This is a genomic window from Acinetobacter sp. CAU_H_29a_1, from assembly GCF_058599505.1.
The window spans coordinates 610,840-624,031 of sequence record NZ_CM178655.1 but is presented as its reverse complement, the minus strand read 5'-3'; the positions used below and the strand labels follow the sequence as shown (position 1 = coordinate 624,031).

General features: G+C 42.3%; 12 protein-coding genes and 1 riboswitch. Of the genes, 4 read left to right on the top strand and 8 right to left on the bottom strand.

What is annotated here, in order from left to right; all coding sequences use genetic code 11:
* Window positions 1-18: 18 nt before the first annotated feature.
* On the top strand, window positions 19-1,350 hold the full coding sequence (locus AC4MDD_RS03115; protein ID WP_078425707.1) for a Na+/H+ antiporter NhaC family protein: 1,332 nt from the start codon (window positions 19-21) through the stop codon (window positions 1,348-1,350).
* A gap of 52 nt (window positions 1,351-1,402) precedes the next feature.
* Here the strand turns inward: AC4MDD_RS03115 and AC4MDD_RS03110 are convergent, their stop codons facing one another.
* Window positions 1,403-2,425, bottom strand: a complete 1,023-nt coding sequence (locus tag AC4MDD_RS03110) for an AraC family transcriptional regulator (protein WP_491882276.1) — start codon at window positions 2,423-2,425, stop codon at window positions 1,403-1,405.
* Window positions 2,426-2,560: 135 nt separating this feature from the next.
* Here AC4MDD_RS03110 and AC4MDD_RS03105 point away from each other — a divergent pair, with 135 nt between their 5' ends.
* Complete coding sequence (locus tag AC4MDD_RS03105; protein WP_491882275.1) at window positions 2,561-3,436, top strand: metal-dependent hydrolase; 876 nt, start codon at window positions 2,561-2,563, stop codon at window positions 3,434-3,436.
* Between the two features lie 60 nt (window positions 3,437-3,496).
* On the opposite strand, the gene AC4MDD_RS03100 is transcribed toward AC4MDD_RS03105, so the two are convergent.
* From AC4MDD_RS03100 to AC4MDD_RS03085, 4 genes are all read right to left on the bottom strand, one after another.
* On the bottom strand, window positions 3,497-4,489 hold the full coding sequence (locus AC4MDD_RS03100) for a DUF2804 domain-containing protein (protein ID WP_491882274.1): 993 nt from the start codon (window positions 4,487-4,489) through the stop codon (window positions 3,497-3,499).
* 159 nt (window positions 4,490-4,648) lie between these two features.
* A complete protein-coding gene (locus AC4MDD_RS03095) occupies window positions 4,649-5,161 on the bottom strand; it encodes a DUF1543 domain-containing protein (RefSeq protein WP_062031374.1) in 513 nt (170 codons plus the stop codon).
* 375 nt (window positions 5,162-5,536) lie between these two features.
* Window positions 5,537-6,766 carry a tryptophan synthase subunit beta gene (trpB, locus tag AC4MDD_RS03090; RefSeq protein ID WP_183173866.1) on the bottom strand — a complete coding sequence of 410 codons (1,230 nt, stop codon included), beginning with the start codon at window positions 6,764-6,766 and terminating at the stop codon, window positions 5,537-5,539.
* Window positions 6,750-7,391: a phosphoribosylanthranilate isomerase gene (locus tag AC4MDD_RS03085; RefSeq protein WP_062031377.1), complete on the bottom strand. Its 642-nt coding sequence runs from the start codon at window positions 7,389-7,391 to the stop codon at window positions 6,750-6,752. The genes trpB and AC4MDD_RS03085 overlap by 17 nt, the downstream gene beginning before the upstream one ends.
* Before the next feature lie 143 nt (window positions 7,392-7,534).
* Window positions 7,535-7,741, top strand: a riboswitch (cobalamin riboswitch).
* Window positions 7,742-7,776: 35 nt separating this feature from the next.
* Between AC4MDD_RS03085 and AC4MDD_RS03080 the strand changes: the two genes are divergently transcribed.
* Together AC4MDD_RS03080 and AC4MDD_RS03075 are read left to right on the top strand one after the other, a co-directional pair.
* Window positions 7,777-9,654 (top strand): TonB-dependent receptor domain-containing protein, encoded by a 1,878-nt coding sequence (locus AC4MDD_RS03080; RefSeq protein WP_183173867.1) that lies wholly within the window; start codon window positions 7,777-7,779, stop codon window positions 9,652-9,654.
* Between the two features lie 102 nt (window positions 9,655-9,756).
* Window positions 9,757-10,335, top strand: coding sequence for a cob(I)yrinic acid a,c-diamide adenosyltransferase (locus tag AC4MDD_RS03075; RefSeq protein WP_491882273.1), 579 nt, complete (start codon window positions 9,757-9,759; stop codon window positions 10,333-10,335).
* Window positions 10,336-10,492: 157 nt separating this feature from the next.
* On the opposite strand, the gene tnpC is transcribed toward AC4MDD_RS03075, so the two are convergent.
* The 3 genes from tnpC to AC4MDD_RS03060 all read right to left on the bottom strand — a co-directional run bounded on the left by tnpC (window position 10,493) and on the right by AC4MDD_RS03060 (window position 12,929).
* On the bottom strand, window positions 10,493-12,139 hold the full coding sequence (tnpC, locus tag AC4MDD_RS03070) for an IS66 family transposase (RefSeq protein ID WP_491882272.1): 1,647 nt from the start codon (window positions 12,137-12,139) through the stop codon (window positions 10,493-10,495).
* Window positions 12,140-12,213: 74 nt separating this feature from the next.
* Window positions 12,214-12,549 carry an IS66 family insertion sequence element accessory protein TnpB gene (gene tnpB / locus AC4MDD_RS03065; protein WP_000619347.1) on the bottom strand — a complete coding sequence of 112 codons (336 nt, stop codon included), beginning with the start codon at window positions 12,547-12,549 and terminating at the stop codon, window positions 12,214-12,216.
* Entirely contained in the window at window positions 12,546-12,929 is a 384-nt protein-coding gene (locus AC4MDD_RS03060; RefSeq protein WP_151707538.1) for a transposase, read from the bottom strand. Before AC4MDD_RS03060 ends, tnpB begins: the two co-directional genes overlap by 4 nt.
* Between the last annotated feature and the right edge of the window lie 263 nt (window positions 12,930-13,192).

The window sequence follows — 13,192 nt, the reverse complement described above, 5'->3', positions numbered from 1 at the left end:
TTCATTTCCCTATCTCCTATGACCACCGATAACTCAGGTTTAGTGCAAGCACGTGCGCTTGCGCTGTTACCGCTTATTGTTTTTTTAGCCATTTTCTTAGGCAGTGGTATTTACCATTCTGTGATTGGAACCGAGTTTGCGTTCTATCAAATGAAAGCGCCTGTTGCGGCCATTCCTGCCATTATCTTGGCGGTGTTGATTTACCGCGGTGAGCTGAATCAAGGCATCGAAACCTTTCTGCGCGGTGCAAGTCACCCGAACCTCATCTTAATGTTTATGGTGTTCATGCTGGCAGGTGCATTTGCCAGTACCACCAACGCCATTGGTAGTGTTGAAGCCACAGTACAAATGGGCTTGTCTGCAATTCCACCCGCCTTTGTGTTACCGATGCTATTTATTATTTCAGCGTTCATTGCAACAGCAATGGGCACCTCGATGGGCACCATTGCGGCCTGTGCACCGATTGCCTTTGGTTTCTCTCAAGCCACCGATATTGCTGCGGTCTATGCCATAGGTGCGGTCGTGGGCGGTGCGATGTTTGGTGATAACCTATCGATGATTTCGGATACCACCATTGCAGCCACCACCAGTCAAAAAGTTCAACTTCGAGACAAGTTTCGCGTCAATGTCTGGATTGCAGTACCTGCGGCTTTAATCACAATCGCGATTTATGTCTTTAGTATTCACCAAACCGAAACCGTTCAGTCGAAAGACTTTAATCCTTGGCTAGTATTACCCTATGTGGTGGTATTTTTCCTCGCATTCAGTCGTTTACACGTGCTTGCGGTACTTACAGTCGGTGTAGTGCTCTCTGGGGTGATGGGACTGATTACACAGCCAGAATTTACGGTCATTCAACTCAACACAGCCATCTATGATGGTTTTGTCGGTATGTTTGAAGTCGCTTTACTGTCGATGTTCTTGGGCGGTCTTTCGACCATTATGCAAAAAGAAGGTGGTCTCGACTGGCTTATTCAACGCATTTACAGCCTAACCCGTTTATTTAAAGTGGGTCGTGAGCGCGCAGGTGAAATCGGATTGAGCTTTTTGGTGGTTTTCTCCAACATTTTTGTGGCCAACAATACTGTAGCGATTATTTTATCGGGAGATATGGCACGTGAAGTCGCGAAAGAATATGGCGTAGACCCCAAACGTGCAGCCGCTTTGCTCGACATCTTTTCATGTGTTGTACAAGGGCTTATTCCCTATGGTGCACAGCTTCTATTGGCCTGCTCAATTGCAAAGCTTTCGCCAGTTGAACTCATCGGCAGCATTTACTACTGTTGGATACTGGCAATTTTTGCCATCCTTGCGATTGCATTCCGTTTTCCACGACTGAAATCAGTCTGATCATTGCATACATTTCAGCGCCTCCCCAAAGGCGCTTTTTTTATGCCAGCTGTTATTTCAGTTGTCGTTTCAACTGTAATAATGTCTGTCCACTGTGCTGTTTATAGGCACGCGCTAAAGCAGACTGTCCCGAATAGCCGAGTTGTAAGGCGATTTCAGTTAAACTCAAACCTTGTTGTAAGAGATATTCACATCGTTTCATGCGCTCTGACTCAAGTACTCGCTTAAATGAACTATCCCAGTCTTGCAACTGGCGTTGTAAGGTTCGCGTCGACAAGTGTAATTCATTGGCAATCTGTTCGATTTTAGGGACTTCCGCATACGCTTTAAGATAATCAGCCACGGCGCTATGAATCTGTTGTAATACGCTTTCATAACGAGGCTTGAGGGCAATTGCAACCTCTGCTTGTTTCAGTAAAAGCTGCGTTAAAGAAGGATCAGCAAAGCCCGATTTTAAAATCAAACTGTCCGCACTCATCACATAGGCATAGCAGGCTTGATTAAAGCTCACTTCACAGCCATAAAATTTTTGATAATGATACTGTGCCATCTGGGCTGGATGCGCCATTTGGATTTTTAAGAATTGTAATTGATCGGGGAAAATTTTCTTGGCCAAATGAACAATAGATGCCATGGTTATTTCATTCAGTGAAGCATATTTCTCATTGAGAAAAGGCCAAGTCAGCCAAATTTCATTGCCCCTTTGTTGCATCTGCATGGGACTAACTTCCGCCCCATCAATCACCAAACGACTAAAACGCATCACATAACTCAGTGCTTCAGCCACGCTATTACTGCGTGTGGCCATATAGCCCAAAACACCAAAATGCTCAGGTTGAATAAATTTTGCCATCTCCATAATCAACTGAGGACAATCCAATTGTTCTCGCGTCAGTTGTAAAATCGTTTGAAAGAATGAAAATGGCGATTGGGTATCGATTGGCAGTTGTAATACATGCTCCAGTTCATACTGATATTGCGCTAAAAAACCGAGTTGATGAAAATCAATTCCTTGCTCTATGAGATACATATTCCAGAGCTGAAAATAACCATTGGGGATTTGTAATTCTTGCATGACGGCCCACCCGCTATTTGACATGCGATATTTTCACATTGGCGTAAAATGTATAAAAAATGGCAATATCTGTCAAAACAAACTGCATTTTCTCCGACATACTGCAATCATCCAAGGCAAATGAAGTAAAACAAAATGAATGCCATTGTTAAAGCCCCTGTTGAACCGATTGTGCGAACCCAACTCAATTTTAAGCTCGATGAAGTGCCCCGTTTTTGGTTTGGCGGCGACCCATTTCGGACGCGCATGTTCGATGCACTCAGCCTCACTTTCCCCGATGGAGAACGCTATTTTATTCAAAGCGTGCGTTTGTTTCGGGACCAAATTACAGACCCAAGCTTAGCGGCTCGTGTAAGCGACTTTATTAAGCAAGAAGCACAGCATGGCATTGTCCACGACAAAATGAATCAGGTCATGCGAGAACAAGGCATGCCTGTCGATCAGTTTATTCAGCGTTTAAATAAAATCTTTAAGTTCGAATTAAGCAAACGCTCGCCGCAATACAACATTGCCATGACTGCGGCAGCAGAACATTTAACCGCACTGATGGCCGAGACTTTTTATAGCCATAAAGCCACGTTGGCTGAGGCCCACCCCTATGTGCGTGCTTTATTTGCATGGCATGCCATTGAAGAAATGGAACACCGTGATGTCGCATTTGATGTGATGAAACAAGTCGGACATGTGCCTGAAGCGACGCGTCTATTTGCATTGGCCTTTACCACGGTGATGATGTTTGGTTTCACCACCTATCGTGCAGATGTCATGCTCAAACATGATGGCTTTAACCGTATTCAGCGCTTGCAAATGATGCGTAAAGGGCTGCCTTGGTTCTTTGGGCAAAAAGGGATACTGTCTCGGATGCGTGGTCAATATCTGGATTGGTTTAAGAAAGACTTTCATCCCAATCAACATCCTGTGATTGAACAGTACGATGTTTGGATCGATACCCTAGCAGAAAGTCATGATCCGATTTTAGCCGGTGAAGCTTTTTGGCAAGCAGGGAAATAAATTCATAAACATAACAAAAGAAAAAACCAGCATGATGCTGGTTTTTTTGTTATAGGTCTTTTACCACTTTGCATAGTGCTGTTCGAGCAGTCCATATTCATTTAGCAATACAATTTCTTGATCATCCTGCTGAATCGTACCGCTAATTTTGGCTTGCCACTGACTAAACTGACTGCCCACAAGACGCAAATTTAGGTTTTCAAAACGGCGCCAACCCGTAGTCACTGTTAAATTTAAGCGTTCATCTAACGAGCGAATGCTCCAATGTCCTTCTTCTTCCATTTGGAACAGAACATCACTCACGGTATAGAGCTTTCCATTCATCCACAGACAGTTTTCATTACCATAACTTTCATTCACACCAGAAGCTAAATTGAGCCCAATACGTCTGCCCTCAGCATCCCAAAAACTACAAGAGAGCCAAAACCAAGCTGTTTCCGGTCGGAGGAAACCACAGGTATCATCTATCGCAGCCAAGGTTCGCTCATTAAACTGAATGATCTGCCCCACTTTATTGGTAAAAAAACCCTCACAGGCTAAGGTGGTCAATTTTTGGGTATAAGTCCAACCATTAATCCCTGTTGGACTGCACATACTCAATGGATCAGTGCCTGCGCAGAAAATACGGGCACTCAGCTTAATTTCACCATACTTGGTGACTTGAACATAGCGCACACCATTGGCATGCTGAATTTCAATTTGAAAAGGTGAATTTGCAAATACACTTTGATTATATAAAGGCTGTTCATCTAATACAGTTTTACGCGCCAGAAAATTGACGGCGTTCCATTCAAGCACTTCATTTTTGAGATGATCATAAATATAAACAAAACCATGGCCAGCCCAAGCAATATCAGCAATCGCTAAGCCAATGGTGTAATGCTCATGTTGAATACTACAAAACTTGAATTTCTTATATTTCAGCTTTTTCCGCCAACCGGTGAGTACTTCACCATATGGGGTTTTATACTGATACTTATTTAAATCAATGGTTTTTGGAAGTTCGCTAAACCGACCATAATGTGGTTGTCCGTTGGACTGTATCAAATCCATTGATGCTTTATCCTTAAGCAAAAGTTAATTAATATCCATAAGCCTATTATGCCTATAATTTTAAAGGTGAAAAGTATTTAGTTTGTTTTTTCATCAAATTATTCGCTAAACCTGCTTTTCGTTTTAATACATCACTTAAAAAATTAGGAATAATCCAACCTAATTTAACATGAGATATGTATTTTCCCATGTGTTTGCATCGAATTCAGCTTCAACCAAAACCACATAACGCCCATGTACACAATCAATCGCAATACAATCATCGACATCTAAAACACGGTCAGTATGTTGCTTTTGCCACTTTTGATCAAAATATTGTTTGCCAAGCTGTTTGGCTTCTGAGGCATGTTGGGCAACGACGAGTACATAACGATGTAACTCACCAAATTCACGTGTGTCATAGCCACCCAAGTTGATTAACCACAGTTTTTCATCTGTGACTTGAGGCTGTGCATCGCTAAACTGTATTTGATATTTTTTCCCTCGACATTCAATACCATTCACTTGCGTCCAAGCATCAATATGTAAGCCTTTTTGTTCACCAAACCACGCATTTTTAAGTTGCGGGTAACTCTCTTCTAAACTGTCAGCGACTGCAAATACAACATCATGAACTTCGGTATTGGCACGGGCATGACGACCACCAAGCATGACCATAAATAGGCTAGGCATGTTTTACTCCTTTTCAAATTAAAATGTACATGACGGAGTCTTACAGTTTGTACTTCTTATTTGCAGAGCTCGTCATGTTACTTTGGTTTTGCCCAAAGTAACCAAAGGCATTTCCGTTTGCAAAACTCGGCACATATCATCAATTCGTTCACTATATCGCAGAAACTGTATAGTTCAACTAATAGTCTGCCTCAAACAATTGCAAACAGTCTTTCCTCGAATCAAATAATTATATTAATTTTTAAACTCTTAAGCGCTCATTTTTGAACCAAAACTATCTACATAAGAAAAAATCGTGCTGAGCTTTCACCCAACACGATTCTTTAAATCTAGTCGTAAAACCTCCCCTACATGGGGGAGGCTTCAAGGAAGTAATTACATCTCAACCATTTCTACGCCATCAATACGTGCCACAGTCATTAAGTCCTTATCACCACGGCCTGAAACCGTCGCAATAATAATTTGGTCTTTAGACATGGTTGGCGCAAGTTTAGTCACATAGGCCATGGCATGAGAGCTTTCCAGTGCTGGAATAATCCCTTCAATCTGGGTTAAATCACGGAAACCTTGTAAAGCCTCATTGTCATTGATTGGCACATAATCCACGCGGTGCATATCTTTTAAGAAACTATGCTCAGGGCCTACACCTGGATAATCTAAACCTGCTGAAATCGAATGGGTTTCAATGATCTGACCTTGTTCATCAGACATCAAATATGTACGGTTACCATGCAATACACCAACATGACCAGCATTTAACGGTGCAGAATGTTTGCCCGTTTCAATGCCATAACCTGCAGCTTCAACACCGTACATTTTCACATCAGCATCGTTTAAGAATGGGTAGAACAAGCCCATTGCATTTGAACCACCACCTACACATGCTACCAAGGCATCAGGTAAACGCCCTGCTTGTTCCTGAATTTGTTTGCGAGCTTCACGACCAATAATCGATTGGAAATCACGAACCAATTGAGGATATGGGTGCGGGCCTGCAACTGTACCAATCACATAGTAAGTTGAATCAACATTGGTCACCCAATCACGCATTGCTTCGTTCATGGCATCTTTCAATGTTTTAGAGCCACTTTCCACAGGCACAACGGTCGCACCGAGTAAACGCATACGATAGACATTCATGGCTTGACGTTTCACGTCTTCTGCACCCATGAATACCACACATTCAAGCCCTAAACGCGCTGCAATCGTAGCCGTTGCAACACCGTGCTGACCTGCGCCAGTTTCAGCAATAATTCGTTTTTTACCCGACAATTTTGCCAATAAAGCCTGACCAATGGTGTTGTTCACTTTATGTGAACCTGTATGATTGAGGTCTTCACGTTTTAAGTAAATTTGCGCACCACCCAATTCTTTCGACCATCGCTCAGCATAATATAAAGGACTAGGACGACCTACATAATAGGCGAGGTCACGGTCGAATTCTGCCAGAAACTGCTCATCATCCTTCATACGGAAATAGAGCTTTTCTAAGTCTTCTAATGCTGCCATTAGAGTTTCTGACACAAAACGTCCGCCATGGATACCAAAATGCCCACGTTCATCTGGGTATTGGGTATAGTCAATCACATTACTTTGCTGATCCACGATGGACTCCTTGCATGAAGTTTTCTATAAGTTGTTGGTCTTTTATACCTTTAGCGGATTCGACGCCTCCGCTGACATCTACAGCATAAGCCCCAGTCGTCTTTATAGCGTCTTCAACATTAGTTGGGGTTAAACCACCAGCTAAAATTAAAGGAATATCGAGCTTAGGGAATTGTGACCAGTCAAAACTGTGTCCTGTTCCCCCTTTCAGTTCAGGATGCCATGCATCTAAGAGCACTGCACTTGCCCCGGCCTGTTGGAAGCGTTGAACTTCTGCAACCACATCCAGTTCAGGTTTCACCTGAATGGCTTTATACCAACGACGTCCTACTTGTGCCGCAATTGCCTGACAGTCTTTTGGTGTTTCATCACCATGAAACTGAATAATATCCAGTGCCACTTGTTTTAACACATCGGCAATGTCATCCGCAGTTGCATTCACAAAAAGCCCAACAGTTTGCACATAGGCAGGCACATATCGAATCAATTCTTTGGCTTGAGCTGCACTGACATGACGTGGACTAGGCGGGAAAAATACAAAACCAATCGCATCAGCCCCAGCATTGACCACAGCTTGAATATCTTGGCTACGGGTAATTCCACAAATTTTGGCACGGGTTCGCATAGGTTATGACTCTGGCTCAACCCTATTTATAGCTGATCTATAAATAACAGGGCGAATCATTGTAATGCAATTTTTTCACCTTGCGTAAAGTTCATCCTGAAAAATCTTTACATAGATTGTTTAATTCGCATACAAACCTTATACTTCGCCCAAATGCAATAAGTCTGAGCACTATGCTTTAGGGAAGTTGGTGAGAGTCCAACACTGCCCCCGCAACGGTAAAACGAAACGTATATCTTTATAAGTGTTTACACTTACATCACTGCACTCGTGTGGGAAGATGGATATACCAATATTGTTCGCAATATTTATATTTAAGTCCGGAGACCTGCTTATTGCGCCATTTAACTCAATCATTCACGGGGGGTGAATGTATGGAGCCAGCATGCCAAATTTATTTCAGCCTACAGCTTTAGTGGGCGCAATCGCTATTGCGATGGGTTTCTCCGCAACAGCATTTGCACAAGACAATACGAATGTTGTTAATGCTTCTTTAGACACACTCGTTGTAACTGCAACACGTTCTGAAGAAAAGATTAAAGACGTTCCTTCAAGAATCTCTATTATTGAACCACAAATTGTTGAACAATCTCCTATTGCAGAATTACCACATTTGCTCATGAGTGATGCTTCTATCGATATGATGCAATATGGCGGTTATGGTCAAACTGCATCTATCTATATGCGTGGAACAAACGATACTCATACTCTTGTATTACGAGATGGTGTTCGTCTAAATACTGGCTCTGCAGGTTCTGCTTCACTCTCATTCATTGATACCACTGATATTAAAAAAATTGAAGTACTCAAAGGTCCAGCCTCTGTATTATATGGAACAGATGCAATTGGTGGCGTAGTACAACTCGTATCCAAAACACCAGAAAAAACTGGGGCTTTTGTAACTGGTGAAATCGGTGAGCATAATACCTATAAGTCTGTCATTGGTGCAGATTTGGCTGAGAATGGAATTTATGCACAAATTCGTGGACAACGCTTAGAATCTGATGGTACACAAGTTACAGACTTCAAAGATGCTCAAGTCAATGCAGGAGCCTATGATCAAAAGGGTTTTAGTGCAAAATTCGGTGTAGAAAAAGAACTATATGCGGCTTCTGTTGATTATTCGGAAAACCAAGGTAATTCAACTTATGTTGATGGTATATATGATAATGATTGGAACGTCATAGGCTTAGAAAATATCTCGCAAGATTTTAAAAATGAAATCATTAATGTGAAAGGTCGTATAAACCTAAGCGATAACTTTGCACTTCATGCTCGCTTATCTCAATTCAAAGATGAACTTGAGCAAAATGATTCTCATGATGCAATCTACAATACAACAAAAGAAGCTGAACTTTATAGTAAATGGCAATTTAGCTCTACTCAGAATCTCTTGGCAGGAATTGCAACAAAAAATATTAAATCTGATGTCTTTTCTGTAAGTTCTTTTGGTATTGTCGACTACGATAAAACCGTTGAAAGTACAGGTTATTTTGTTCAACACCAATACCAATCCGAAAAACTACACACCCAATTAGGTGTCCGTGTAGAAGATCATGAGACATTTGGGACTCATACAGTAGGACAAGCTGCTGCACGTTATCAAATTTTACCAGCTACTAGTATTTATACCAATATTGGTACTGCTTTCCGCGCTCCAACGAATAATGACTTATATGCATTAAGCTGGGGTGGGAATCCTGAGTTGAAACCAGAAGAAAGTATTTCATATGAAATTGGTCTCGACCAACAACTTACAGATCACTTAACAATGGGCTTATCTGCATACCGAAATGAAGTTGATGATCTGATTACTTATGTAACCGATCCAATTACATATGAAGGTCGCCTATACAATGTTAAAAAAGCAACATTTACAGGTGGCGAGTTTAACCTTGATTGGGCAAAAGATGAGTTATTTACCAATCTTTCATATGCTTATGTACAACCAAAAGACAAAGAAACTGATAAAGATATATCTCGCCGTTCACGCCAAAGTCTGACTTTGACATCAGGACTACAAAATGAAGTGTATGGCATTAGTGCATCACTTTCAGCTAAATCTAGACCCAAAAATAGTACAATTTCTGGATATGCTACTGTTGATGTAAATGCATTCTGGAATGTAAATCCTAACGTTAAATTATTTACAAATATTCAGAATATTGGTGATGTTGAATACAAAACGACATCTTATGGTAGCGGATACTATTATGTGAATGGCGGTCGCCTTGCTACCGCCGGAGTCACTTTCCGTTATTAATTTAATGTAAAGACTCAAAAAACAATTTAAAACAGCGCAGTTTATGGATAATGTTTTGACCGGCATTATCCTTTTTTTTTCATTTCAACATAAGGAAAAGTTATGGGCCACCGTTTAAGTAAAATTTATACCCGTACTGGCGACTCAGGCACCACAGGTCTGGGTGATGGATCACGTGTAACTAAAGATGATCTACGAATTACCGCACTTGGTGATGTCGATGAGCTCAATTCAACAATTGGTGTACTTCGTGCTCAAATTAATGTAAGCCAAATCACAGACAAAGCCACATGGGACAAAAGCTTAAGCCTCATTCAACATTGGCTTTTCGACTTAGGTGGTGAAGTGTGTATTCCAAACTATCACTTGCTTCAACCGGTTTGTATTGAGTTTCTTGAACAAGAAATTGACCGTATGAATGAAGACTTACCTATGCTTAAAGAATTTATCTTACCTTCAGGTTCTTTAGCATGTAGCTATGCCCATCAAGCACGAGCGGTATGTCGCCGAGCTGAACGTAGCTTAATGTCGGTGCACACTCGTGATCAAAATATTCAAAGCACCGCACTACAGTTACTCAACCGCTTATCTGATTGGCTTTTTGTTGCATCGCGTGCTTTACAGCGTGCTGAAGGTGGCTCGGAAGTACTTTGGCAAAAAAATATCAATGAAACTATTTAAACGATTCTAAGTTTTTAGAACGAAATAGATTTTTTCAGAGTCTTCCTGTGATCAATTCACTGGAAGACTTTTTGATATTATTTTTCTTTTGTGAAAAGAAACCAAAACCATTTTCCAAGCGTAAAACGTAAGCGTCCGCTGAATCCCATACCAATTTTTAATTCGATTTAGGTTTCCAGCAGTGCGGCAGCAATTCTTCAATCTGGGTCACTTTATGCGTCGGCAGCCTTTTCAGCACATCACTTAAATAGGCATACGGATCCAAGCCATTCAGCTTTGCTGACTGGATTAAAGTCATGATATTCGCCGCTCGCTGGCCGCTGCGCAGCGAGCCAGCAAACAGCCAGTTCTTGTGCCCTAAGGCCCAAGGTCGCATTTGATTCTCTACCCAATTATTGCAAATCGGTAGATTGCCATCATCCAAATAGCGGCTTAAAGCTGGCCAACGCTTCAGAGTGTAATTGATGGCCTTGGCGGTGGGAGAACTCGATGGCACTGTCAGATGATGTTGGTTGAGCCATTCATATAGTTGTTGCATCACTGGTTGACTATGCTGTTGTCGGTATTCGCGGCGGTCTTCCGCTGTACCATCGGTCTTTTTCCTGAGTTCTGCTTCTATCGCATACAGTTTCTGAATCAGCACCAATGCCTGTTCAGCGACCTGACTTTTCCCAGTTACATGCAGTTCATGGAATTTACGACGTGCATGGGCCATGCAGCCCACCTCTATGACCTGGCCTGATTTAAAGCGTGCTTTATAACCACTGTAATCATCACAGACTAGATAACCCTGCCAGCCTTTCAAGAACTCTGCAGCATGCTGGCCTGAACGACTATCCTGAAAGTCATAGATCACCGCCTGAACTGGATTGTACTGTGTAGTGGCATAGGCCCAGACATAACCTTTCTTCGGTTTTTTATCATTCTCCCCCATCCGCATGATGGTGACCGGTGTTTCATCTGCATGCAGCACCTGCTGTTGTAGTACCACCTCTTTTAAGGCATTGGCCAGAGGTTCCAGTTCTACACCGCAGCGACCTATCCAGTCAGATAAAGTTGATCTAGAAAGTTCGATTCCCGCCCGCTGATAGATCAGACGTTGACGGTACAGCGGCAAATGATCGGCATACTTCGATACCAGCACATGGCTGAGCAATTCAGGTGAAGCAATGCCTTTATCAATCACATAGGCGGGCATCGCTTGCTGAGTCAGAGTGTCACACTGATCACAGACCCATTTACCACGCACATGCTGTTCCTTATAGAACTGTGCCGGTCTGAAATGCAGTTTTTCACTGACATCTTCGCCGATACGACGAAGTTGGCAGCCACAAGCACATTGGGTTGATGCAGGTTCATGCTCAATACGGATGGTGTGTAGATGATCTGGCAGTGGTCGACGTTTAGGTTTATTGGTTTTGGCTTTCTGTGTCGCTGCATTGGTTTTATCTGCATTTAGCCGTTCCAGTTCTAGATCAACCGCGGCAATATCTTCTTCAACCGCTTCATCCCACAGATGGATTTGTTTTGCCGTTAAGTGTTCATTCTTTTGGGCGAATTTGTGCTTTTTAAACAGCGCCAGTTCATGCTCGTATTTTTGATTGAGAATAGAAAGATGTTGAACTTTAGAATCTAATTGCTGATTGGTGACTTCAAGATGTTGAACTCTGGCATCTAATTGCTGATTTGATTGTTCCAGTTGTTGTTTAGATTGTGCCAGAGACTGATGCTGCATCGCCAACTGTCTGGTGAATTCCAGCAGTTGTTCATGGGTCAGTTGGCTTAAGTCAGGCAGCGTATTCATGACCGCAGTATGCCTGAGGTCATGAAGATAATGAAATAGAACGTTTGGAGGATGGCAGAATGGTCGAGCTTGGTTTAGAGCATATTCACCACTTGCTGCAATCCAATTCTCTGCCAGGGCAAACCTTGGATTAATGCCTGTAACTGTTCCGGGCTGAGGGCCACGGTTTCACCTTGGTGAACTTGAGCCCAGTGAAATTTACCCTGTTCCAAACGCCGGGCACACAGCCAGATGCCCAGTCCATCATGTACCAACACTTTCATACGATGACCACGTTTATTACAGAACAGGTAGGCGCAATGCGGTTTGATGTAGCCAAAGGCTCTCACCACCTGAGCCATGACAGTATCCATACCTGCTCGCATATCCATGGGCTGGGTAGAGAGCCAAATTTCATTGATACGGATCATGTTGCAAGTGCCTTGAGTAATTCTGCCAAGGCAGGTATTTCTGATGTCTGCCATTTTAGCTGAATATCATTATTCGTATGAGGCACGGTGATACACAACGTGATCCTCTCATCAATAGGTTGGCTGATTGCAGCAGTGTAAGGCAAAGCAATAAATGCTGGATTCACATGAGTAGGATCCTGCACGGCACCATCATGATGGCTGAAGATCCTGATCCAACGACTGACAAGGTTGGCATTAATACTATGTTGCAGTGCGACCGAAGCGATCGAGGTATTAGGATTTTTGCAGGCATTGACAATACTGAGTTTGAATTCTTTGCTGTATTTTCGGCGTTTTTTAGCAACAGGAAGTGTTGCTGAATATATATCCATGTTCATGGATTAAGTCCCCACTTGTTTTTAGGTGGGAACTAAATTAAGGCTTATAGGATCGCTTGGTAAGGCTGTGTTAGCCGGATGCTTACCGTAAAACTCGTCTACTACCATCTCTTATCCTAAATATCACAGAAACATTTCATTCAAATTCAGTCCTACCTCAAACCATTACGAATCGCATTTACGCATATCTGATATTTCCACCTTAGAATCTATCCCAATCAGATATTTTTAGCGCTACAATCACGCAAAAGACGTATATAGAT

What these genes read in the sequence shown, in the direction of transcription:
- AC4MDD_RS03115 (WP_078425707.1), top strand. Translation starts at nt 19, where the DNA reads ATGACCACCGATAACTCAGGTTTAGTGCAAGCACGTGCGCTTGCGCTG.
- AC4MDD_RS03110 (WP_491882276.1), bottom strand. Translation starts at nt 2,425, where the DNA reads ATGCAAGAATTACAAATCCCCAATGGTTATTTTCAGCTCTGGAATATG.
- AC4MDD_RS03105 (WP_491882275.1), top strand. Translation starts at nt 2,561, where the DNA reads ATGAATGCCATTGTTAAAGCCCCTGTTGAACCGATTGTGCGAACCCAA.
- AC4MDD_RS03100 (WP_491882274.1), bottom strand. Translation starts at nt 4,489, where the DNA reads ATGGATTTGATACAGTCCAACGGACAACCACATTATGGTCGGTTTAGC.
- AC4MDD_RS03095 (WP_062031374.1), bottom strand. Translation starts at nt 5,161, where the DNA reads ATGCCTAGCCTATTTATGGTCATGCTTGGTGGTCGTCATGCCCGTGCC.
- AC4MDD_RS03085 (WP_062031377.1), bottom strand. Translation starts at nt 7,391, where the DNA reads ATGCGAACCCGTGCCAAAATTTGTGGAATTACCCGTAGCCAAGATATT.
- AC4MDD_RS03080 (WP_183173867.1), top strand. Translation starts at nt 7,777, where the DNA reads ATGCCAAATTTATTTCAGCCTACAGCTTTAGTGGGCGCAATCGCTATT.
- AC4MDD_RS03075 (WP_491882273.1), top strand. Translation starts at nt 9,757, where the DNA reads ATGGGCCACCGTTTAAGTAAAATTTATACCCGTACTGGCGACTCAGGC.
- tnpC (WP_491882272.1), bottom strand. Translation starts at nt 12,139, where the DNA reads ATGAATACGCTGCCTGACTTAAGCCAACTGACCCATGAACAACTGCTG.
- tnpB (WP_000619347.1), bottom strand. Translation starts at nt 12,549, where the DNA reads ATGATCCGTATCAATGAAATTTGGCTCTCTACCCAGCCCATGGATATG.
- AC4MDD_RS03060 (WP_151707538.1), bottom strand. Translation starts at nt 12,929, where the DNA reads ATGAACATGGATATATATTCAGCAACACTTCCTGTTGCTAAAAAACGC.